This is a genomic window from Paenibacillus fonticola DSM 21315 (assembly GCF_000381905.1).
Lineage (GTDB): Bacteria > Bacillota > Bacilli > Paenibacillales > Paenibacillaceae > Fontibacillus > Fontibacillus fonticola.
The window spans coordinates 40,763-63,762 of sequence record NZ_KB907252.1 but is presented as its reverse complement, the minus strand read 5'-3'; the positions used below and the strand labels follow the sequence as shown (position 1 = coordinate 63,762).

General features: G+C 53.2%; 15 protein-coding genes. 11 read left to right on the top strand and 4 right to left on the bottom strand.

What is annotated here, in order from left to right:
• The first annotated feature begins 35 nt into the window (after positions 1–35).
• The 3 genes from pgmB (at position 36) to G358_RS0109660 (ending at position 5,483) form a co-directional block, all read left to right on the top strand.
• Complete coding sequence (gene pgmB, locus G358_RS0109675) at positions 36–3,125, top strand: beta-phosphoglucomutase (protein WP_026342173.1); 3,090 nt, start codon at positions 36–38, stop codon at positions 3,123–3,125.
• Between the two features lie 1,088 nt (positions 3,126–4,213).
• Positions 4,214–4,837, top strand: coding sequence for a hypothetical protein (locus G358_RS29805; protein ID WP_019637012.1), 624 nt, complete (start codon positions 4,214–4,216; stop codon positions 4,835–4,837).
• Positions 4,838–4,925: 88 nt separating this feature from the next.
• A complete protein-coding gene (locus G358_RS0109660; protein ID WP_019637011.1) occupies positions 4,926–5,483 on the top strand; it encodes a glutathione peroxidase in 558 nt (185 codons plus the stop codon).
• Between the two features lie 179 nt (positions 5,484–5,662).
• Here the strand turns inward: G358_RS0109660 and G358_RS0109650 are convergent, their stop codons facing one another.
• The 4 genes from G358_RS0109650 to G358_RS0109635 all read right to left on the bottom strand — a co-directional run bounded on the left by G358_RS0109650 (position 5,663) and on the right by G358_RS0109635 (position 10,921).
• On the bottom strand, positions 5,663–6,301 hold the full coding sequence (locus G358_RS0109650; RefSeq protein ID WP_019637009.1) for an NAD(P)-dependent oxidoreductase: 639 nt from the start codon (positions 6,299–6,301) through the stop codon (positions 5,663–5,665).
• Between the two features lie 80 nt (positions 6,302–6,381).
• Complete coding sequence (locus G358_RS0109645) at positions 6,382–7,362, bottom strand: sugar ABC transporter substrate-binding protein (protein ID WP_019637008.1); 981 nt, start codon at positions 7,360–7,362, stop codon at positions 6,382–6,384.
• Positions 7,334–9,118: a response regulator gene (locus G358_RS29800; protein ID WP_019637007.1), complete on the bottom strand. Its 1,785-nt coding sequence runs from the start codon at positions 9,116–9,118 to the stop codon at positions 7,334–7,336. Before G358_RS29800 ends, G358_RS0109645 begins: the two co-directional genes overlap by 29 nt.
• A gap of 3 nt (positions 9,119–9,121) precedes the next feature.
• Positions 9,122–10,921 (bottom strand): cache domain-containing sensor histidine kinase, encoded by a 1,800-nt coding sequence (locus G358_RS0109635; RefSeq protein ID WP_026342172.1) that lies wholly within the window; start codon positions 10,919–10,921, stop codon positions 9,122–9,124.
• Positions 10,922–11,169: 248 nt separating this feature from the next.
• Between G358_RS0109635 and G358_RS0109630 the strand changes: the two genes are divergently transcribed.
• The 8 genes from G358_RS0109630 to G358_RS0109595 all read left to right on the top strand — a co-directional run bounded on the left by G358_RS0109630 (position 11,170) and on the right by G358_RS0109595 (position 22,883).
• On the top strand, positions 11,170–12,231 hold the full coding sequence (locus G358_RS0109630; protein ID WP_019637005.1) for an ABC transporter substrate-binding protein: 1,062 nt from the start codon (positions 11,170–11,172) through the stop codon (positions 12,229–12,231).
• Between the two features lie 89 nt (positions 12,232–12,320).
• A complete protein-coding gene (locus tag G358_RS0109625) occupies positions 12,321–13,841 on the top strand; it encodes a sugar ABC transporter ATP-binding protein (protein ID WP_019637004.1) in 1,521 nt (506 codons plus the stop codon).
• Positions 13,838–14,875, top strand: a complete 1,038-nt coding sequence (locus tag G358_RS0109620) for an ABC transporter permease (protein WP_019637003.1) — start codon at positions 13,838–13,840, stop codon at positions 14,873–14,875. The genes G358_RS0109625 and G358_RS0109620 overlap by 4 nt, the downstream gene beginning before the upstream one ends.
• The gene (gene yjfF, locus G358_RS0109615) at positions 14,868–15,830 is read left to right on the top strand and encodes a galactofuranose ABC transporter, permease protein YjfF (protein ID WP_019637002.1); all 963 of its coding nucleotides are present in this window, start codon (positions 14,868–14,870) and stop codon (positions 15,828–15,830) included. The genes G358_RS0109620 and yjfF overlap by 8 nt, the downstream gene beginning before the upstream one ends.
• Positions 15,831–15,969: 139 nt before the next feature.
• Positions 15,970–17,169 (top strand): ABC transporter substrate-binding protein, encoded by a 1,200-nt coding sequence (locus G358_RS0109610; RefSeq protein WP_019637001.1) that lies wholly within the window; start codon positions 15,970–15,972, stop codon positions 17,167–17,169.
• A 224-nt stretch (positions 17,170–17,393) separates the two neighbouring features.
• A complete protein-coding gene (locus G358_RS0109605) occupies positions 17,394–18,956 on the top strand; it encodes a response regulator transcription factor (RefSeq protein ID WP_019637000.1) in 1,563 nt (520 codons plus the stop codon).
• On the top strand, positions 18,953–21,022 hold the full coding sequence (locus G358_RS29795; protein WP_019636999.1) for a histidine kinase: 2,070 nt from the start codon (positions 18,953–18,955) through the stop codon (positions 21,020–21,022). The genes G358_RS0109605 and G358_RS29795 overlap by 4 nt, the downstream gene beginning before the upstream one ends.
• A 544-nt stretch (positions 21,023–21,566) precedes the next feature.
• Entirely contained in the window at positions 21,567–22,883 is a 1,317-nt protein-coding gene (locus G358_RS0109595; protein ID WP_026342171.1) for an ABC transporter substrate-binding protein, read from the top strand.
• Positions 22,884–23,000: the final 117 nt, after the last annotated feature.

Sequence of the window (23,000 nt, the reverse complement as noted above, 5' to 3'; positions counted from 1 at the left end):
AGAGAATGATTACGGAATTGGAGGGCCTGGCAGAGATGAAAATGAAGCCATATGAGCATCCGAAGGCACTGTACCCTTATGAGGAATGGTACGTTACTGAACAGTCCTATGATGAAGAGAACAATCAGAGAAATGAGAGCATATTTGCTCTAGGCAACGGATATATCGGCATGCGCGGCAATTTTGAGGAAGGATATTACGGCAAGACGGGAACATCGGTCGTCGGCAATTACTTAAACGGCTTCTACGATTCCGAGCCGATTATCTACCCGGAGGGGGCTTACGGGTACCCGTCGCGCAACCAGTCCATGCTCAATGTTCCGAACGCACAGTTGATCGAGCTGAGAGTCGAGGGGCATCCGTTTCATTTCCACTCGGGTAAGGTGCATAGCTCCAAACGGCAACTGAATATGCAGAAGGGGATCTTGCAACGCGAGGTAGAGTGGGAGTCGCCGGCGGGACATCGCGTGTTGATCCGGGTTCAGCGGATGGTCGCTTTGCAGCACAAGCATTTGGCGGCGATTCAATATGAGGTGACGGCGCTGAATTTTGAGGGCAGCGTCGCGCTGATTTCCGCGATGGACGGCAAAATCGCCGAGCCGGAAGCGACGGACGATCCCCGTCTTGGCGGAGCACGCACTGAGCCGAATTTGCTGCTCGAAGAGACCGGGCATGAGAAAGCGATGTTATGGATGAGGCATCGTACCCGTTATACGAAATTTGCCCTGCTCACCGCGATCAGCCATCGCATCGAAGCCCCTTGGGGATACGAAATGTCGGTGCAGCAGAACGAGCTGCGGATGTCGGCGAAATACAATCTGCAGCTCAAAGGCGGCGAGACCGCGCGGCTGACCAAATACATCTCGTATCATACGACCCGGGATTATGCCGAGGAGGAGCTGGTCCGCCGCAGCAGCGAAGTGCTGCGGCAGGCGAGCGACAGCGGCTTTGAGCTGCTGGCTGAAGAGCAGCGCGCTTATTTGGAGCGCTTCTGGCAGCGGGCCGACGTGGAGATCAACGGCGACGTGGCGCTGCAGCAGGGAATTCGCTTCAATGCCTTTGCCCTGCTGCAATCAGCAGGCCGCGATGGCGTCACGAACATCGGGGCCAAGGGCCTTACCGGCGAGGGCTATGAAGGTCACTATTTTTGGGATACGGAAATGTATATTTTACCGTTCTTCACGTATACACAGCCCGAAATCGGCAGGTCTTTGCTGGAGTTTCGCTATAACACGCTGGATAAGGCGCGGGATCGGGCAGCCGTTATGTCGCAAAAGGGAGCGCTCTACCCGTGGCGGACTATCGACGGCGCTGAGAACTCGGCATACTTCCCGGCGGGCACAGCCCAGGCGCATATCAATGCGGATATCGCTTACGGGATGAAGCAGTATGTACAGGCGACCGGGGATATCGAATTCCTTGTTGCCAAAGGGGCCGAAATTTTGTTTGAGACGTCCCGTTTCTGGGCGGACCTCGGCCATTACAACCCGGCGCGAGCGGGGGCCTTCTGCATCGATGCCGTAACCGGGCCGGACGAATACACGGCGATCGTCAACAACAATGCTTACACGAACCTGATGGTACAGGAGCAGCTGACCTATGCTTATGAGACGGCAGCGCTTTTGCGGGAGTCGTATCCGCAGGATTACGACCAGTTGTGCCGGAAGCTCGGGCTGACGGAGGAAGAAATTGAAGGATGGCTGAACGCAGCGGAGAAGATGTTTATTCCGTTCGATGAAGAACTGGGCATTTATGCGCAGGACGATACCTTTTTAACGAAGAAAAAATGGGATTTCGAAAATACACCGGCAGATAAATATCCGCTGCTGCTGCATTATCACCCGCTGGTGATTTACCGCCATCAGGTGCTGAAGCAGGCCGATCTAGTACTCGCGATGTTCCTGCTCGGAGACCGGTTCTCCCTGGCGGATAAAATCCGCAACTTCAATTATTACGAGCCGCTGACAACACACGACTCCTCGCTGTCCACATGCATTCACAGCATTATTTCCGCGGAAATCGGGGATTTGGCCAGCGCGTATTCCTATTTCGACCGCACGGTGCGCATGGATCTCGACGATGTGAACCGCAATGCGAAGGATGGCCTGCATACCGCGGCGATGGCGGGTTCCTGGATGTCGATCGTAAACGGCTTTGGCGGCATGCGCGCGTATGATGGAGTGCTCAGCTTTGATCCGAAGCTGCCGGCGCAGTGGGACAGTTATCGCTTTAAGGTAATGAACCGTGGCCAACGGGTTGATATTTTCGTTGATCGCGAGGCCGTTGTATATACACTGCTGGAAGGTAATGATCCGGGGAGCATAAGCAGCATGAATGGCAAAGATGGCAAAGATGGTATAGATGGTATAAATGCCATAGTTGGTATAGATGGCTTGAAGGGCTTGGAGATCAGGCATAAAGGACATACTGTGAACCTGCTGCCTGGAGAACCAGTGAGAATGCCATTTGTGAAAAAACTGGAGGCCGTCATCTTCGACCTTGACGGCGTGATTACCGATACGGCAGAATACCATTATCTAGCCTGGAAGGAGCTGGCTGAGGAGCTAGGCCTTCCGTTCGACCGCGCTAAAAACGAACGCCTGAAGGGCGTCAGCCGGATGGAGTCGCTGGAGATCGTGCTCGAGGACAGCGAGCGGAGCTATACTGCCGAAGAGAAGGCGGAACTGGCAAAGCGGAAGAACGACAGTTATAAGCGGATGATCGAGCATATCACGCCTGACGACTTGCTGCCGGGCATCCGCGAGCTGCTCGTTAGCCTGCAAGAGCAGGGAATCGCGGTCGGATTGGCGTCGGCCAGCCACAATGCGCCGTTTATCCTGGAGCGGCTAGGCGCCAGCTCCTGGTTCCAGGCGGTGGCTGACCCTGGCAGTGCCCGCAAAGGCAAGCCGGATCCGGAAATATTTCTGCTGGCCGCAGAAATGCTTGGTGCAGATCCGGCGAACTGCCTCGGCGTCGAGGATGCCGAGGTAGGCATTGCCGCCATCCGGGCCGCCGGCATGAAGGCCGTCGGCATCGGAAGCGCCGCCCAGCTCGGCGCTGCCGACCTGCTGCTCGCTTCGACGGCCGAGCTGAGCCTGGACAAGCTGCAGCAGCTGATGGCTTAGTCTGGCTGCTGCCGGGCTAGGGCTGTTCTGGCTCGGCAGCAGGCCCCGCTCCTCTCCCGCTTGCAGGGAGAAGGAGCGGGGCTTTTTTGCATTGTGCGCCTGCACGCTGTGCGAGCCTATACCTCGCATGACCCAATGCAGCAACCCCATCGCCACATGCCCCGCACCTACACTGCTTGTTCACACACGTTCACAAGTTACACAGGCAGCACGTCGCACACTCGGCACGTCGCACACTCGGTACATCGTACACTCGGCACGTCTCGCACGCCGGTACATCGCACGCGGCACGTAGCACACTCGGCATGTCTGCGCACGCGGTACATCGTACACTCGGCACGTCTCGCACGCCGGTACATCGCGCACACGGTACGTCGCATACTCGGTACATCACGCACGCGGTACGTCGCATAATCGGCATGTCTCGCACGCCGTACATGCACGCTAAGCACATCGCACGCTCGGCACGTCCCGCACGCGGCAAGTAGCACACTCGGCCACCTCTACGGCTTTAATCCACCGCCAACGGACCCTGTTTCCGCTATTTGTCCCAAATCAGCAAATTTCACAGTCTATCGGACCCTAGTTCCGCTATTCCACCATTACAGCAGCAAAAACGCGTGAAAATGTTCAAATAGCTGATCCTGTGTCCGTAAACACACGAATCTGCCTCTTTTTCTACAAATAAGGTCTCCCATGTCCGTAAAGACTGGTGAAAGCAGGAACTCACAATTCCCGGGGGCATGCTTAGTCTATCTTGTAAATAAGGACTGAGTTGTTTTTTGGATGGCAATAAGATAACTTAAATATTAACAAGCTAATCGGTACGAAAGCCACCAAACTGCAACCAAAGGAGTGAAGGGCAATGAGAGAGATGGATATTAAACAAGTATCCAGACGACCTTCAAATCTTGAGAGAATGCGTTTTATTCAAACAACGTCATCTAAGAAACCGCGGTCGGAAATAGAAAAGGTTCTTCTTATGCGTAGTATACGAAATCGCTTTTTGAAGAGTCTTGAAGAGGGAAAGATTCAAATCAAGAGTGAGAGAGAGTGGGTTTTATTTTGAATCGGCTGGAGGGATAAGTGTGTCTACTGTGTGGGATAGCGCGGAATTTCTGCAGACATTGGCTAAAGCAAGGAATCTCTTAAATGAGCTGGCAACCGATCCAAACCGTCAGTCGTGGAAAGAGCTCTATGCCATGGGGATAATAACTCCTTTACTTGATGAGGTTGGAGCCGATCCCGCGGTAATTGTAGGAGGGCATGCTGTTGAATTTTATACTTCGGGCAGTTACAAAACAGCAGATGTTGATTTGGTTATGATTCGTGATGATTTGGCGCGTAAATTGTTTGAACTACTTGGATTTGAGCGCACTGCTGGTCGCAGGCATTATTACATCAAAGAATTGGATATACCGATTGAAATCCCCAGCGATACCTTGGCCGGCTCTAAAGATAAGATTGTGAAACTGTCTACCCCCGAAGGCTATTGCTATGTAATAGGAATTGAAGATTTGGTACTTGATCGGTTGAAGGCAGCGCTCTATTGGGATGATAAACGGAGCGAAGAATGGGCTATTTTTTTAATATCCGCACAGATGAATCAAATCGATATGGACTATATACGTACTGCTGCCCAACAGGAAGACCCGGATTTGTTCACCAAGCTGGAAGAGGTTATTCAATGGATTAGCAGTCAAAGTGAATAGGGGTTATGGGTAGCAGTTTTATTGCATTTCTCGCAAATCTATTATATGTTGAAATTTAATACATACGATCATGAGGTGACAGAAATCCATGCCAACAATCTATGACTTCAACGTGCTTAAGACGAATGGAGAGCGGTTCCCATTGTATAAACTGGAGGGCCGGCCGATCCTGATCATGAATACGGCTAGCAAATGCAAATTTACGCCCCAGTTTGACGATGTGCAGAAGGTTTACGAGCAATTTCACGCCGAAGGGCTGGAGATCATCGGTTTTCCATGCAATCAGTTTGGGGAACAGGAGCCAGGTACGAATGAAGAAGCGGAGTCCTTCTGCCAGATCAATTATGGCGTGAAATTTCCGATTTTTGCAAAGGTGGAGGTTAATGGAGAGGAGGCGCATCCTTTGTTCGATTATTTGAAGAAGGCGGCCCCGTTCCAAGGTTTTGATGAAAGTGATATTAACGCGAAGCTGCTGAAGCTGATGGTGTCTGACAAAGCGCCGGAATGGCTGGTAGGCGATGCGATCAAATGGAACTTTACAAAATTTCTGGTCGATCAGCAGGGCCGGGTCGTGCGCCGTTTTGAGCCGACGGACTCTATCGATGTTGTCCAATCGAGCATCCAGGAATTGCTGCAATTGGCTTAATGCCAAATCCGGATCAAAATCGAAGTTGAATTCGAATCCAAATCCAAATCAAAGTTGAATTCAAAATCCAAATCGAAATCAAAATCAAAGATCGAAGCCAACCCGGATTTGAAGCCGTACTTGAGTCCCCATTTCGTGAAAACGATCCGGGGACTTTCTATTTCCCCAGCTTACTATCTCTAGGTAGCAATAAAAGGGGCCTTGTGAATGTACTTGGCCTCTGCCGCCTGGCGGACGATAAAGCTGGCGATGTCCTGATTGGAAATTTTGAGGCCGGGCATATCGGTGAGATTTACCTTGATGGCGCCGCTTTCTGCCCCCTCGACGACGAACGGCAGCCGGATCAGCGTCCATTCGATATTGCAGTATTGTTGGATGATGGCCGCTTCCTTCTGCTTGTCTTTGATCATCGCTGGGAAAAAGATTCTGAACAGCAGCGCACCGACTTTATTCGTGAATCGCTTCCGGTCTCCTTCCAAAGTAAGAGAGCCTCCTGTTACACCGATATAACGGCTGATTTCCAGCTCGTTCATTACTTTGAGAACTATGCTGGTTACGGAGCTATAAAGCGGCACATCTCCTGGCGGTTGGCCAAAAGCGTTCACCACAACATCACAATCCTGGAGCAGCTGTCGTATATGATCTCTATTTTCCACATTGCCCTGCAGAATTTCGATTCTGTCATCTTGGCCGTCCAGTTTCCGGGGATTTCTTACGAGCATGCGAACCTGATAACCTTTTCGCAGCGCAGCTGCGGCGATATGGCGTCCTACTTTTCCTGTCCCGCCGATAATGGCTATTTTGTAGTTATTTGTCATAAATACGCCCCTATTCAAGTTCTCATTCATCAATCCATCCAAACAATAGTTCTGTTATCCGATTATAATACAGCCATGTTTCATTCCGATGACAGGCTCTGTACAACTTGGGTATCGGTGTCGACGAAGGGAGGAATAGGCTCGCCCTCGGCTGCCCGCAGCAGATGCTTGATGAGCAGATGCCCCCAGTCCTGTTCATGCTGGGAAATGACGGAGGTGATCTGTCCGTTGCGGATTGCTTCTTTCATTTCCGGGGTCATGTTGAAAGAGAGTGCAAACCGGTTCAAGCCTTTGGCCTTCCAGACGAGCACAGAAGTTGAGCTGGAGATCAAATCGATCGACACTAACGAATCGAAATGCGGGTGATCGTCGATCATTTGTTCCAAATCGGATAAAGCTTTGTCGCTATTTCCTCCGTGGTAGCGGATTTCAAGCACTTGAATATTCGTGTGATCCTGCAAATACCGGAGCAAGCCTTCGAGACGCTCCTGATTCACTTTCATGCTCTTCACGCCGGATTCAATGAGAAGCATACCTTTGTTGTTGTGCAGCTGCTGGATGACTTGGCCCATTTGCTCCCCGGCCTTGACGTTATCCGTACCGATCAAAGAGAGCCGCCGGCTTCCCGGCGAGTCCGACTCGAAGCAAATGACTGGAATTCCGGCCTCAACCGCCCTGTCAATGACCGGAGCAAGGGCGGCCGCATCGATTGGAGCAATGGCGATGGCATCAACCTGCTGCTGGATCATTGTCTCCATCATATGGATCTGCTGGTCGGCACTGAAGCTTTCCGGCGCTTTCACGATAAGCCGAATGGAATGAGGAGCTGCCGCCTCCTCCGTCAAACGGGTAATCTCCTCATAAAACAGATGCGCAACCGGATATATGATGCCGAAGGTATAGCTTGGCCCTTCATCTTCGCTCGCAGCAGCAACTTTGATGGACGGTGATTTGGATTCCGTAGTCGCGGCAGATTGGCAGCCTGCAAAGACCAAGCAGCTAAACAGCATTATTGCGACTGGCAGGACCTGGCTATAAAGAAATTGTCTGGCTGCTCTCATCTGCTGCTCCTTCTGCCCGGTGCAACGCTGCAGGGAGCGTTCCCTTCCTGCGGAATTGCGTCGTGGTCATCCCGGTAGTTCGCTTAAATAGATTAGAAAAATAATGCGGATCGCTATAACCCACCCGAAAGGCGATTTCATACGTTTTGGCCTGCGTGGAGTGCAGCAGCTCCATCGCTTTGCGAATCCGGGTCTGGGTCAGGAATTCGATGAACGTCTGTCCCGTTTCCTGGCTGAATATTTTACTGAGATGGCTCGGGCTTACATTCACATAATCAGCCGCATCCTGTAGAGAAATATGGTCCTTGTCATAGTTGGCTTGAATGTACGCCTTGACCTGGACGAGCAGGTGGGCGTAGCGGTCGGAGGAGCGGGTGCGCCAGAGCCAGAACTGTTCTGCCAGCCGGGTCAGATAAGCGCACGCATCCTCCCAGTCTCGGATTGACTCAATGTCGCTCTGAAACGGCCGAAGGAAGCTGTCAGGAGACTCGGGCTGGCGGTACAGCTCCTCCGCCGTGCGAATGACTTCCAGTGTGATGTCGTTGAGAATGTAGTAACCGATCAATGAGGTGTTCCAGTCAATAGGCTGCAGCACCGCTGCAAAATCCCTGATGAAGCCTGGCGTTTCCGGGGGAGAGCCGACCTTTAGAAATCCGATGAAGGCCTGCCGGTCCAGAAAAATGTTTCTGTGCAAGGTACTGCGGGTGGCCTCCCATAAATTTCGGCGGTTCTGCCGGGACAGCCGCTGCCAGTGCATATCCTCCTCCGCTTCCAGACAAGACAGATGAACGCCCTGCAGCCGATCCTGAATCGAGCCGATACCGACCGCCATGACACAGCTGCGGGCATGTTCGGCCGCGTTCTCTTGCAGCCTTCGGAACGGCTCGATCCGCTCGTTCAGGGTATCGACCGTATCGCCTTTGACAATCCAGCCGGTCTTTGTCCGGCTCTGGCGGAAGGGGAGAGCTGTGTCCTCCTCCCAGGCACTGATTTGCTGCATTAGTTGCCTATTCACCGTGCTTAGCTCTGCAGCCTGCCCGAGCAGGAGCCTAGCATCAAGGAACAGTCCCTCCGGCGCATCCTCTTTGGTTCCTGTCTCAAGGCCTTCAGCGGCACGGGTCCTGGCACTGGTCATTTCACCGGCGGTCTGTTGCTCCGGCACGTGTGCGCCTGCCGGGTCATCGGCTTCGCGCAGATCCATCACCACGACCGCATAATAACGGGCGACCAGGGGCACCTCGAGCTGGGACGCGGCATGCAGCGCCTCCGGTGTTGTGAGGAAGCCGCTGCATAGATCGTCCAGCAGCTTTGCCCGGGATTGCACCCTGCCCATGCTCTCGTTCCGCCGGAGACGTTCAAGCTGCGCCTGCTCGCTGCGTTCCTTATCGATCTTTCGGCTGACACTCCGCAGCAGGCTGGTCAAATCCGCAGAGCTGATCGGCTTCAGGCAGTATTCCTCGATTCCGATGCTGAGGGCGCTCCGGGCGTACTCGAATTCGCCGTGTCCGCTCAGAATGATGATTTTGATATCCGGCATACGCTGGCGGACGAGAGTGCACAGCTCCAAGCCGTTCATGAAAGGCATCTTAATGTCGGTGATCAGAATGTCCGGATGAAGCTCCTCGATCAGCGGCAGCGCGACCTCGCCGTCCGAGGCATCGCCGCAGTAGAGGAAGCCTTCCTGCTCCCAATGGACGCAGTCCCGGATCGTCTCCCGGATCAGAATTTCGTCATCGACTAGAAATACCTTCTTCATTGCTTAATCACGTCCCCTCATCGGAATTCGCATCGTTACGGTCGTACCTTCTCCTTCACTGCTGTCGACCTGAACGCCGTACTGCTGTCCGTAATACAGCCGGATTCGCTGCTGTACGTTGTGCAGTCCGAAGCCGCCGGAGACCTCCTCGCCGGTTTCAGCCGGAAGCCGTTGATTCGCCAAATTGGCGCGCAGCTGTCCAAGCTTGTACGCGTTCATTCCGCAGCCGTTATCCTGAACTCGGAGCTCCATCTCCCCGCCGTCTGCGGCACGGGCGCTAATCTGAATAAGGCCCTTGCCCCGCTTGTTCTTGATTCCGTGGTAAAGCGCGTTTTCCACGATAGGCTGAAGCAGCATTTTCAAGGTCGGAGCGCTGAGAAGATGCGGCTCTGCCGCGATCTCGTATTCGAGAATATCGCGATAACGCATTTGTTGAATAATCAAGTAACTGTGCACATGCTCGATTTCCTTCTCCAGGCTGATCCAGTCCTTACCTTTGCTCAGACTGATCCGGAACAAACGGGAGAGTGACTCGACCAGGCGGATCACTTTATCGGTCTTGCCGGCCTCGGCCATCCAAAGAATCGAATCCAGCGTGTTATACAGAAAATGCGGATTGATTTGCGCCTGCAGCGCCCGGAGCTCGGCCTTTTTCATTTCTTCCTGCTCCCGGATATTCTGCTCGAGCAGTGTCTTGATTTTGCTTAGCATAATGTTGAAGCTTTGGCCGAGATCGGCGATTTCGTCATTGCCTGTAGGAGCGACCTTCGATTCCAGGAAGCCGGAAGCAGCCAGCCGCATTTTATTTTTCAACAATTGGAGAGGTCTAGTGAGTCTGGATGAGATGAAAAAATGAAGCGACACCGCAAACACGATGCTTAAGATGACGCTAATGATGATCAGCTGCCGGATGGAATTCGCCTCGGACACGATCTCCTGAAGCGGCACTTGCCCGATGATTTTCCAGCCGGTGGCCTTGGAAGCCGAGGTAAAGATAAATTTAGGGCTGCCCCGAGATGTATCTACGTAGCTCGTCATGGAGCCGGCCGCTAGGCTCGTTAAATTGTCCTGCGCGGGGAGCTGGATTTCCCGGCTTGAACGCGCGGGCGTAAAGATCGGCCTCCCGTTCTGATCAATGACGTAGAAGAATCCCGTCTCGCCGATGGTGACATTGTCGCAAAACTGCTTGACGACGGCATCGTCCAGATCGATCACAATGAAGCCGATGACTTCGTGCGTGATCCGCTGCTTCACGGCAGCCATGATGGAAATGGCATGCGGCTCGGCGAAGCCGTCCAGCCGGTCTAGCGGATTGGCATCCGGCGGCGGAACATAGAGCACGGTATCCGGATGATGCAGCAAAAAAGTAAAGTGGGGATTGCGCAGCGGATTTTTATCCAGCTGGAAGACACCGCGACGCTCGCTGATTCCCCGGCCGTACAAATTGATCATCGAGATGTTGAGAACGCTTTCATATTTATAGGTTTGCCGATATGAATCCATCAATTTAAGCACTTCTTTGGCATCTTCATAGGTGTCGTTCTGAGAGAAGAGGAAGTGCAGCACCCGCGGATGCTTGCCTAGCTCCAGCAGCTTGCCCGTATCCGTAAACAGCATCTCTAAATCCTGAGCCAGCTGCTCAGCAATTAACACGGCGCCAGCCTTACTGTTCTCGTACACTGTATTATACGATTTCTGGTAAGAGATCAGTCCGATGGCGATTAACGGTATGACGGTCAGGAGTACGAACATAGCAAGCAGCTTCGCCCGCAGGCTGGAGGAGAACGAGTGGATCAGCTTCATCGGAAGTCGGACCCTTTCCTTATAAATAATGTAAATTAAATTATGAATGATCCCCCATAAAAACGCAATCGATAATAAAAAATTGAACCATCTTGACAAGAAAACAAACAAAAGGCGAGCCGGCCGCCAATAATGCAAAAAAAATCGCATCAAGCCGCGATGAAACTCCATATCCTCCTGTTTTGGAAGCGTTTTATAATCGGGTCACGCCATTCAAATTGGTGATGAGCAAAAGGGGAGGATACACAATGAAGGTATTCAGGAAATCAGGAATTATAGTTGCGGCCGCGCTGATGCTGCTGATGTCCGCGGCTTGCGGCGGCGGAAGCGCTGGGGGAAATGGCAGCGGCAATGGCGGCGGGGATGCCCAGCAGCCAGCGGTAAGCCAGTCCGGCCAAGATCCGGCGGTGAACAAGGAGAATGCCAGCGACCGGAAAATTACACTGGGCTTCTCGCAGGTCGGGGCGGAGAGCGGATGGAGGACGGCCAATACGAAATCGATCCAGGATGCGGCGAAGGAGGCCGGAATCGAGCTCAAGTTCTCCGATGCGCAGCAGAAGCAGGAGAACCAGATTAAAGCGATCCGCAACTTCATTCAGCAAAAGGTGGATGTGATCGCCTTCTCCCCGGTCGTTGAGTCGGGCTGGGATACCGTTTTAAAGGAAGCGAAGGATGCTGGCATCCCGGTGATTCTGACGGACCGTGCGGTGGATTCCAAAGATACGTCTCTATATGAAACATTTATCGGTTCCGATTTCGTCGAGGAAGGGCGCAGCGCAGGCAAATGGCTGGTCGAACAATACAAGGATACCGAGGAAGAGATCAACATCGTAGAGTTGCAGGGTACAACGGGTTCAGCACCGGCCATCGACCGGCAGAAGGGCTTTGCCGAGGAGATCGCATTCAATCCGAAGCTGAAGGTGATCGCTTCCCAGACGGGCGATTTCACGCGGGCTAAAGGGAAGGAAGTCATGCAGGCGTTCCTGAAGGCGCATAAGAAGATCGACGTGCTGTACGCACACAACGACGATATGGGATTGGGCGCGATTCAGGCGATTGAGGCCGCAGGCCTGAAGCCCGGCGAGGACATCATCATCATTACCGTTGACGGCGTAAAGGACGGATTCGTCGCAGCGAGCGAAGGCAAAATCAACTTTATCGTCGAGTGCAATCCGCTGCTCGGCCCGCAATTGATGGATGCGGTACGCGACGTGGTAGACGGCAAGGATGTGGCTAAACGGATTGTTACGGTAGAAGGTGTGTTCACCTCGGAGGATGCGAAGCGGGAGCTGCCGAACCGCCAGTACTGACGGGGATGGCAAGGAAAAATGGGGCTCCGGACAATTGGCCTGGCCAAGCGTCCGGAGCTGCTTACTATGGAAGGGAGAGGACTGTGCAAATGATAGAGAACGAACCTATGTTACGAATGACTGGCATCCATAAGCAGTTCCCCGGCGTCAAGGCATTGTCCGGCGTAAACTTCCGGTTATTCCCGGGAGAAGTTCATGCGCTCATGGGCGAGAATGGCGCAGGCAAGTCGACGCTGATCAAGGTGCTCACGGGGGTGTACACCATCGATGCAGGCAGAGTTGATATGAACGGCCAGACGATTGCGGTTCACAACCCGCAGGAGGCCAAGCAAGCTGGGATTAGCACGGTGTACCAGGAAGTGAATTTATGTCCTAATCTGTCGGTTGCCGAGAACATATATATTGGTAATGAGCCCCGTAGCTTGGGGCGTATCCGCTGGAAGGAAATGAACCGGAATGCGGAGCGGCTCTTGCAGGACAGATTGCATTTGCATATTGATGTCACGCGAACACTTCAATCCTATTCGGTAGCGGTTCAACAATTAATAGCCATCGCTCGGGCCTTAAGCGTCTCGGCCCAGGTGCTTATACTGGATGAGCCGACCTCGAGCCTTGATCAAAGCGAGGTTGCCCAGCTGTTCAAGATCATGCGCAAATTGAAAAGCGAAGGGTTGGCGATTTTGTTCGTAACGCATTTTCTGGACCAGGTGTATGAAATTTCAGATCGAATAACCATTCTCCGTAATGGAGAATTTGTTGGGGAATACATGGCGCAGGATCTTCCCCGTATAGAGCTGGTAGCGAAAATGATCGGCAAGGAGCTTTCACTGCTCGAGCAGCTGCCCAAGCAGTCCGGCGAGGGGGCAGAGCGGTGCGCTGAGATCCTGCTGGAGGCGAGCCGCCTTGGCAAGCGGGGTTCGATTGAACCGTTTGATATTCGCATTCATAAAGGCGAGATTGTAGGCATTGCAGGACTGCTCGGCTCGGGACGCACGGAGCTCGCCAGGCTGCTGTTCGGTGCGGATCGCGCTGATGAAGGTCATGTCCAGCTAGGCGGGTACAGAGGAATGATGTCCAGCCCGCGGCAAGCCATAGACCTGGGGATCGCTTTTTGCTCGGAGAATCGAAAGACGGAGGGCATTATCGACGATTTGACTGTGAGGGAGAATATTATCCTCGCCCTTCAGGCGACAAAGGGCTGGTTCCGCGCAATTTCCCGCAAGCGTCAGGATGAGATCGCCGAAGAGTATATCCGCTTATTGAATATCAATCCTCCGGCACCCGAGCAGCTTATCCGCCACTTGAGCGGTGGCAATCAGCAGAAGGTGCTGCTGGCGCGCTGGCTGCTCACAGAGCCTGGCCTGTTGATTCTGGATGAACCGACAAGAGGCATCGACGTTGGGGCCAAAGCGGAAATCCAGAAGCTCGTGGTCACTTTGGCGGAGAAGGGAATGTCCGTCCTGTTCATATCCTCCGAGCTGGAGGAAGTGCTGCGGGTGAGCGATCGCGTGGCCATTATGCGGGATCGCCGCAAGGTGCAGGAAATACAAGGCGGAGCAGCAAGACAGTCGGAAGTTATGCAGGCGATAGCAGGGGGGGAGCAAAGATGATCAAGCATCGTTTGTTTTGGCCGTTATGCGTGTTGGCCGGTTTGCTGCTATTTAATCTCATTTATTCGCCGGATTTCTTCTCCATCAAAATGAGGGACGGCCATCTGTACGGCAGCCTTATCGATATTCTCAACTTCGGCTCGCCGCTGATCCTGGTAGCCATAGGAATGACACTAGTGATTGCGACGAGCGGCATTGACCTGTCGGTCGGCTCGGTCGTGGCCATTACGGGAGCCATGGCCTGCCTCAGCATTAGCCGCAGTGCCGACCAGAATGCACTTATGACCATACTGATAGCCGTCGCGAGCGCCCTTCTATTGTCTGCATTGCTCGGGCTGTGGAACGGCTTGCTAGTGGCGGGCTTCGGCATTCAGCCGATCATTGCGACGCTCATTCTGATGGTCGCCGGCCGGGGGATCGCCCAACTGATCACGAACGGGCAAATCATCACCGTGCTCAGTCCGAAATATCAATATATCGGTGCTGGTTCATTGTTCACCCTGCCCTTTTCGATCTTTATCGTGGCCGTCATGTTTGCGGCCGCTTCACTGCTGACGCGGAAAACGGCGCTGGGCCTGTTCATCGAATCGGTCGGCTGCAAGCCGACGGCGAGCCGTCTGGCGGGAATCCGCTCAAGGACGGTCATGCTTGCCGTCTATATGTTCTGCGGCCTATGCGCGGGGATGGCCGGGCTTATTCTAAGTTCCAATGTGTCCAGCGCCGACGGGAATAATGCCGGACTGTGGTATGAGCTGGATGCGATCCTGGCCGTCGTCATCGGCGGGACTTCGCTGAACGGCGGCCGGTTCTATTTAACGGGGACGCTGATTGGCGCGCTGATTATCCAGACCTTGACGACCACGATTTATATGGTGGGCGTTCCGCCGGAAATTACGCTTGTCGTCAAAGCGGTCGTCGTGCTTGCCGTCTGCCTGGTCCAATCGGATAAATTCCGGGGGCTGCTCCGCGGACGCGGTGGGCGCGGAAAAGCCGGCAATTATCCGGCGAACCGGGAGGTGAACCCTCATGCTTAAGCGCCAATATGTTCCGCTGCTTGTGACGGTTGGCCTGTTTATCCTGCTCTTTGCTGCCGGATCGTTCAGGTATACCGGATTTTTCTCCCTTCAGGTGCTGATGAATTTGCTTATCGACAATTCGTTCCTGCTGATTGCTGCTGTTGGGATGACCTTTGTTATCGTGTCAGGGGGGATCGACCTGTCCGTCGGCTCGATGATTGCGCTAACGACGATGATTTCGGCGAGTCTTCTGCAGCAGGGCTGGCCGCCGTATATAGTCATCCCGCTCGTGCTGTCGCTTGGCATCCTGTTCGGAACCACGCTGGGTGCGATGATCCATTATTTCAACATCCAGCCGTTCATCGCCACGCTGGCGGGAATGTTTTTGGCTAGAGGGTTGTGCTATGTGATCAGCATTAATACGATTACAATCGATAATGCCTTCTACACCACGATGGCTCAGACGAAAATCAGGCTGCCGGGGAACACCTTCGTTTCAATCAGCGTCATTATCGCATTGCTGGTCGTCGCGCTTGGCATTTACGTGGCCCACTACACGAGGTTCGGCCGCAATACGTATGCCGTCGGCGGCAATGAGCAATCAGCTCTGCTGATGGGTCTGCCGGTCGCCCGGACGAAAATCATGGTGTACGGCTTCAGCGGCTTGTGCTCTTCACTGGCCGGCGTCGTGTTCACCTTCTATATGCTCTCCGGGTACGGTCTGCATGCGAGCGGCATGGAGCTCGACGTCATCGCGGCGGTTGTCATTGGCGGCACGCTGCTCACTGGCGGAGTAGGTTTTGTCTTCGGCACTTTTTTTGGCGTGATGATTCAGGGTGTCATTCAGACGATCATCAGCTTTGAGGGAACGCTGAGCTCGTGGTGGACGAGAATCGTTATCGGCGTGCTCCTGCTGCTGTTCATTCTGCTGCAAAAGCTGCTCGGGGAGCGGCGTCTGGCGGAGCGCAGCTGAGGGGAGAGGCTGTTAATTTGAAGGATATTCAAGGGGAAGGCATCTTGTCCTTGGATATCCTCTTTTGCCTGTAAATGGACGAAAAACATGTTAGACTTGCAAAATAAGGAGATATAAAGGCGATAAGGGGGATTGAGCGGTGAAAAAGGATCGCAAGGATTCGAAGCCTCTCGCTATGCGGCTGCTGAAGCTCATCTTGGCAGTCTGCCTAGTGGTGCTTCCGTTGGGCTGCGGTGAGGTCCGCATGGGGAATGAGGATACGGCTGGTTCGCATAGGCATGAGAATAGGATCGGCGAAGCCGGAAGGTCTGCAGGAGGCATGACACCAGAGGACGTGGCGATTCCAAGAGGCGGCCCCGTGCCTGGAGAAGGCTTATCATTAGACGGAAGACTTTCGTCCGCCGAAATCATGCCGTCTCATAGAGAGGGTCAGTTTGGAGGCACCGTCATGCCATCCCGTCCGATCGTGCTTGGCTTCTCGCAGCTTGGCTCGGAGAGCGACTGGCGTAACGCCAACAGCCAGTCTGTGAAGGAGGCGGCGAAGGAAGCGGGCATTACGCTGATCTTCGACAATGCCGAGCAGTCGCAGAGCAAGCAATTTGAGGCGATCCGCAGCTTCATCCGGCAGAAGGTCGATGTCATCGCTATCGCTCCGGTCGTCCAATCTGGCTGGGAGGGCATTCTGGGGGAAATCCAAGAAGCGGGCATTCCAGTCATCATCCTTGACCGGGCAGTGGACACAGCCGACGCCTCGCAATACGTGACATTGATCGGGTCGGATCTATATGAGGAAGGGCAGAAGGCCGGGAAGTACGTGCTGGATAAAATGGCGGCCAACACCGGACCAATCGGGATCGTGGAGCTGAAGGGGACAGAGGGCTCGACGCCGACGATCGACAGGAGCAGGGGATTCCATGATACAATTACGGGTACCGATAAGTTTGTATTTCTAGGAAGTGAATATGCTGATTTCACCCACGAGCAGGGCAAGGAGAAGATGCGTTCACTGCTCCATCGACTGGGCGGCGATATCGACGTTTTATTTTCGCATAATGATGATATGGCTCTTGGAGCCATCGAGGCGATGGAGGAATACGGCCTGCAGCCGGGCAAGGATATCGTTATCGTCTCCGTGGATGGGACGCGCAAGGCGCTGGAGCAGCTAATCGAGGGCAAAATCAACTGTGTGGTCGAATGCAACCCGCTGCTCGGCCCAAATCTGATGCAGGCGGTGAATGAAATCATGGAAGGCCGTACCCTGCCCAAGCGGATCGTTACCCCGGAGAGCGTGTTTACGGAAGTGACGGCGGAGCGGGAGATCAGCAGCCGCAAGTATTAGCTTGCAAGCAAGCAAACAAGCAAGCGGAAAGCAAGCAAGCGTAAAGAAAGCATAAAGTAAGTAAGTAAGTAAGTAAGCTGGTGAAAGCAGGCCGCAAAAACGACGAAAGAGAACGAACAGGGGAGCCTGAGCACGAATAGAAGGCAATGGTGGGAATAGGGAGTAAACGCATGTATAGGAAGCAGGAGCACATCGTTGGACGTTGCTTGAAGGAGAGACTAGAAATGGGGAATCGCGAACTGTACAGAATACTCGTTGTGGATGATGAAATACTGGTGCGGCAGGGCATCAAGCATATACTGAACTGGGAGCAGGACGGCTTTCAGATCGTCGGCGAGGCATCGAACGGCAAGGAAGCGCTGGAGTTGATCGAGACGCTGCGCCCGCATATCGTATTGACAGATATCGTGATGCCGGTCATGGACGGTGAGGAGCTGACCCGGCTCATCAAACATAACTGGCCGGAGATCGAGGTCATTGTGCTGAGCAGCTTCAGCGAATTCGACTATGTGCGCTCGACCTTCCAGAGCGGGGTATCCGATTATATTCTGAAGCCGCATTTGGAGACGGGAATGCTGCTCGAGGTGCTGCGTAAAACAGCGGCGAAGCTGCCTGCTCCAAGCGGAGGCGTGCGTCAGTACGCAGATCCCGCATCGATTTCCATGCAGCAAACGTTGGAGAAGCTGCTTGCAGGATATGAATTAGAGCTGGATCGCGAACAGGTGGAGGAATGGTTCCCTTACCCTTATTTCTATGTACTGGGGAGCAGCGGGAATTCATCCGTTCTGGATGAATTGAAAGCGCTATTTCCGCGAATGGCTGCGGCAAAGCTGCCATGCGGTCCGATTGCCGGGCATCCCGGGCTTTGCGTGTACGTATTGAATGTCGACGAAGAGGGACGGGAGGCGCTGCCAACCAAGCTGAAGATGCTGTATCCTGCTTCCTTGTCAGAGGCAGGGGAGCTGTTATGGGTGCTCAGCGCCCCCTTTCCCCTATTGGATCAGCTCGGCGGGGTTTACCGGGACGTCTGGATAAAGCTGCTGCAGTATCGTTTCTTTTTGCCGCTGGATGCTGCGCTGATGCCAGGCGAACTACCGGAGCCGGAAGAGGTGAAAGAGTTTCCGCTTCAAGCCTTCATGGAGCAAATTCGCAGGCTGCAGCTGGAAGAGGGGTTCAATGAGCTGGATCGGTACATCGCGCAGCATACCAAGGCCTATACAGCGGAGGTGTTTGGTTTTAAGTCATTGATCGGAAACATTCTGTTTAACGTTATACATATGCTTGGCAGTCTGAATCTGGACGTTAGGGCGCTGGACGAAGCCAAATACGCGTACTTCAAAGCTATTGATGAGGCGGAGCATGTCAGCGGCATTACTTCGCTGCTAAAGGAGTTTCGCCGGCAGGCGGAGGACTGCGTGCTGGCCGCCCAGCAAGCACTGCAGGAGGGAAACCCCAGCATGAAGCTGCTGCTTGATTATATCGATGAGCATTACGCGGAGCCGATCAGCCTTACGGAGATGGCGAGGCATTTCCATTTTAACCCGTCTTATTTGTCCAGCTTCTTTGCGGCACATCATCATGAAGGCTTCAAGGAGCACCTGAACCGGGTGAGGATCGACAAGGCGGCCGATTTGCTTCGAAAGGGGGATATCCCGATCTCAGAAGTCAGCAGCAGGGTGGGATATGGCGATCACAGTTATTTTTGCAAAGTGTTCAAGAAGAGCATAGGGCTGTCCCCGACCCAATACCGGAGACAATATGCCGAACGAGTGGTGAAGAAGTTATGATGAGGGCACGATTTGAGCGGCTGAAATTTCATGGATTATTTATTAAATTGTTCGTCGTTATGGTCATTTGCATTGTGACGATTACGGTGTCCGTCGTGTGGACGAATCTGCGCATGACGGAGCAGCTGTTCCTGGAGACGTTCAGCATTTCGAATTCCAAAGTCATTGATCAGATTCATAACAATTTCGAGGCGTTCCACTACTCGATCGTGCTGGCGGCGAATCAAGCGCAGCAGAGCGGGACGCTCAAGACCTTTCTGACGGAGGCCGAAGCGCCCCAATCTATACGTGTGATGAATTCCTATTACAACATGACCCAGCAAATGAAACGGGTGCAGTCCATGGTGGATGCCTATTCCGTCGGGGTCGCAATTGTCGGGAAGAACGGGCGGAGCTACTCAGGCAACGTCAATTTAACCAAACCATCGGCTCTTGAACTGCAGCAGAGCGGACTTACGGCCAAGGCAAAGGCGTATCCGGACAAGCTGATGTATCAAATATACCGCGATGCGTCCGGAAGGCAGTTCATCGTGGCAACCAAGGTGCTGCTCGAACGGACGACGGGCCAAGAATACGGCATGCTCTATATCGTCATTGACGAGAATGACTTCAAACCCTTCTACACCAGCTTTACAAGCGAAGGAAATGATGTTGTCATTATGGACAAAAGCGGGATGGTGATGACGAGCAATTTGCCGGATCTGACCGGGCGAAGAAACTTCGCGCTGCTGTCTTATGCCGAGGAGATCGAAGATCAGGGACTAGATGTCAAAAAAGTGCAGCTCATGGGCAAAGACCAGCTCATGCTGGCCCAGTACTTGCCTTCCTACGACTTCTACCTGGTCAACATGATCGACCAGCAGATGGTGCTCGGCCAAATGGTCAATACGCGAAGCGTCGTCCTCATTTGTCTGGCGATCGTGCTGGTTGCCCTGGCCGTGGTTTTTCTGATCTCCCGCAAAATGACTCGCTCACTCACCCTGCTGGCCCGCCAAATGTCGAAGGTGACCCGGCGGAATTTCCATAACTATGTCAACGTCTCGGGCGGGTACGAAATACGCGAGCTGGGCCGGGCCTATAACTATATGCTCGACGAGATCCATGAATATGTCGACAAGCTCGTGGAGACACAAAAGGGGCAGCGGAAGGCGGAGCTTGCCGCTTTGCAGCAGCAGATCAACCCTCATTTTCTGTACAATACGTTAGCTTCGGTCAAATTTCTCGTTCAGCAGGACAGCAAGGACAAGGCGGTGGAGACGATCCATGCGCTTATTTCGCTGCTGCAAAATACGATCAGCAACGTCAGCGAGACGATTACCGTGGAGCAGGAGCTGGCGAATCTGAGAGCCTATGTATTCATTAACCATATCCGCTATGGGGAGCGGATCCGGGTGAACTATTACGTTGCGCCGGATTGCGCACATTACCAGGTGCCGAAGCTGATGATCCAGCCGTTTATGGAAAATGCCTTTTTCCATGCCTTCAATGTGAAGGGGGAAGGCGTGATCCATGTGCTGGTAGCAAAAGAGGGACCCAAATTGGTCTGCGAGGTGGCCGACAACGGCGATGGCATGGATATGGCGGCGTTTGAGCTGGAGTACTGGACGACGGGCAGAGCCGGGCGACCGGCTTGCGAGGCTGCTAAGACAGAGGCTGGCAAAACAGAGGCTGGCAAAACAGAGGCTGTTGGGGCAGATGCTGCTGGGATAGGGGCAACAGAGGCAATGGTTGTTGAGGCAGAGACTAGCAATACAGTGGCAACAGAGGTAGAGACTGGCGCAACAGAGGCAGAGACAGGCAAAACAGTGGCAACAGAGGTAGAGGCTGCTAAGATAGGGGCAGCTGATGCAAAGGTTGGCAATGCCCCGGCTGGTGCAGGGGCAGGCAGTACTCAGGCTGGTGCAAAATCCAGAGGCTCACGCAAGCTGTTCTCAGGCATCGGCGTGGCCAACGTCAACGACCGGATCCGGCTGCTTTATGGCGAGGAGTACGGTGTGACGATTACGAGCAAGCTCGGCGAGGGCACCCGTGTACACATCACGCTGCCGCTCATTGTAATTAATTAAATTCAATTACAAATTGCCTTATATTTTGGTCTTCATCGAATGTTAAAATGCCATACCCTAATGCCTATACCAAGCTGTTATTATTCTAAATGGAATTCATGTAACTAAAATCGCCCTAAGTGAATGTTTCAGAGGATTAAATGGATTTTACGCACCTAAAATCAAAAATCCAGCCATCATTGGCAATTTCCCCCCTTCTAATGACATGAAATCCATCTAAATCTATTTTTATCTCCTTGCCGCAGAAACTAACTACGATAAATCCATTTATTCTTGGAGCTGAACAATTTAAAACGGACGTGAGCCATTAAAAGAAGCCAAAGAAGCCAAAGAAGCCAAAAAAATTACCAAAATCCAAAGAATAAACATACTCCAATTGAAAGCGTATTCACCCAAACGATATAATCACAAATTCCACTAAAGGAATTGCTAACGCTGCTTTCTGGCCCGGTGCTACGATAAATTCAGACCCTGCGGTAAGCGTTTGCAAATCAAAGGCAAGCAGGGGAAAGAGAACTCATTTACGATCAAAGGGGCTGAAACGATGAAGAAGGTACTAGCTTTATTCCTAAGCTGCATGGTGCTGCTGGCAGGCTGTTCATCCGTCGGAGGCGGCAAAGAGCCGGCGGCAAGCGGAGGCAATAGCGGCAGCGGCGATTCCGGGAGCAAGGCGGAGGAGATTACCATTTGGGCCTGGGACCCGGCGTTTAACATTGCCGCGCTGAACATTGCGAAGGAAGCGTACAGCAAGAAGAATCCCGACGCCAAAATCAACATCGTAGAATTCGCGCAAGCGGATATCATTCAGAAGCTGAACACGGGGCTGAACTCCGGGACGACGAAAGGGCTGCCGAACATCGTACTGATTGAGGATTACCGGGCGCAGGGCTTCCTGCAATCCTACCCGGACGCATTCTATGATCTCAGCGGCAAGGTGCGTTCCGAGGATTTCGCGGATTACAAAATCGGGCCAACCAGCCTGAACGGCAAGCAATACGGCGTACCGTTCGATTCCGGGGTCACGGGCATGTACGTCCGCAAAGACTACATTGAGCAGGCAGGGTACACCCTGGACGATTTGAAAAATATCGATTGGAAGCAATATATCGAAATCGGCAAGGTTGTTAAGGAGAAAACCGGCAAGGACATCATTACGCTGGACCCGAACGACCTAGGTATCATCCGCATGATGATTCAATCTGGCGGATCATGGTATTTGGCGGAGGACGGCAAAACGCCTGACTTGGCGGACAATGCGGCGTTGAAGGAAGCGTTCGAGTTGTACAAGGAAATGATGGAAGCGAACGTTGTGAAGGTGAATGCGGACTGGAGCCAGTTCATCGCTAACATCAACAACGGAGATGTCGCTACGGTACCGACGGGCAACTGGATTACGCCGTCCGTCAAGGCGGAAGCCTCTCAAGCCGGGCAGTGGGCAATCCTGCCGATCCCTAAGCTCCCGCAAACGCCGAACTCCGTGCACGCGACGAACTTAGGGGGAAGCTCCTGGTACGTCATGAACATACCAGGTGCAGAGACGGCTGCGGATTTCCTGGACGAAACCTTCGGATCGGACGTGGAGATGTACCAGAACCTGCTGACGAACGTCGGCGCGATCGGCACGCTGAAGGCAGCCGCTTCCGGTGAAGCTTATGCCAAGCCGGACGATTTCTTCGGCGGCCAGCAGGTCGTCAATGATTTCGCAGCATGGACGGCCGAAATTCCGAAAGTGAACTACGGCATTTCCACTTATGCGATCGAGGATATCCTAATCGTCGAAATGCAAAATTACTTGAACGGCAAAGGCATCGATCAGGCGTTAAGCGATGCACAGGCACAGGCAGAAGCTCAGGTTAAATAAAGCGGCGTGATATCCGCCCGTTTCATAACAATTACCCAGAACCCCTGGGCGCTGAGCTGCATCCAGACATGTTGAGGCGAAGCGTCCCGGGGTTATTTTAAGATTATAGAAATGATA

What these genes read in the sequence shown, in the direction of transcription:
- pgmB (WP_026342173.1), top strand. Translation starts at nt 36, where the DNA reads ATGAAAATGAAGCCATATGAGCATCCGAAGGCACTGTACCCTTATGAG.
- G358_RS0109660 (WP_019637011.1), top strand. Translation starts at nt 4,926, where the DNA reads ATGCCAACAATCTATGACTTCAACGTGCTTAAGACGAATGGAGAGCGG.
- G358_RS0109650 (WP_019637009.1), bottom strand. Translation starts at nt 6,301, where the DNA reads ATGACAAATAACTACAAAATAGCCATTATCGGCGGGACAGGAAAAGTA.
- G358_RS0109645 (WP_019637008.1), bottom strand. Translation starts at nt 7,362, where the DNA reads ATGAGAGCAGCCAGACAATTTCTTTATAGCCAGGTCCTGCCAGTCGCA.
- G358_RS29800 (WP_019637007.1), bottom strand. Translation starts at nt 9,118, where the DNA reads ATGAAGAAGGTATTTCTAGTCGATGACGAAATTCTGATCCGGGAGACG.
- G358_RS0109635 (WP_026342172.1), bottom strand. Translation starts at nt 10,921, where the DNA reads ATGAAGCTGATCCACTCGTTCTCCTCCAGCCTGCGGGCGAAGCTGCTT.
- G358_RS0109630 (WP_019637005.1), top strand. Translation starts at nt 11,170, where the DNA reads ATGAAGGTATTCAGGAAATCAGGAATTATAGTTGCGGCCGCGCTGATG.
- G358_RS0109625 (WP_019637004.1), top strand. Translation starts at nt 12,321, where the DNA reads ATGATAGAGAACGAACCTATGTTACGAATGACTGGCATCCATAAGCAG.
- G358_RS0109620 (WP_019637003.1), top strand. Translation starts at nt 13,838, where the DNA reads ATGATCAAGCATCGTTTGTTTTGGCCGTTATGCGTGTTGGCCGGTTTG.
- yjfF (WP_019637002.1), top strand. Translation starts at nt 14,868, where the DNA reads ATGCTTAAGCGCCAATATGTTCCGCTGCTTGTGACGGTTGGCCTGTTT.
- G358_RS0109605 (WP_019637000.1), top strand. Translation starts at nt 17,394, where the DNA reads ATGGGGAATCGCGAACTGTACAGAATACTCGTTGTGGATGATGAAATA.
- G358_RS29795 (WP_019636999.1), top strand. Translation starts at nt 18,953, where the DNA reads ATGATGAGGGCACGATTTGAGCGGCTGAAATTTCATGGATTATTTATT.
- G358_RS0109595 (WP_026342171.1), top strand. Translation starts at nt 21,567, where the DNA reads ATGAAGAAGGTACTAGCTTTATTCCTAAGCTGCATGGTGCTGCTGGCA.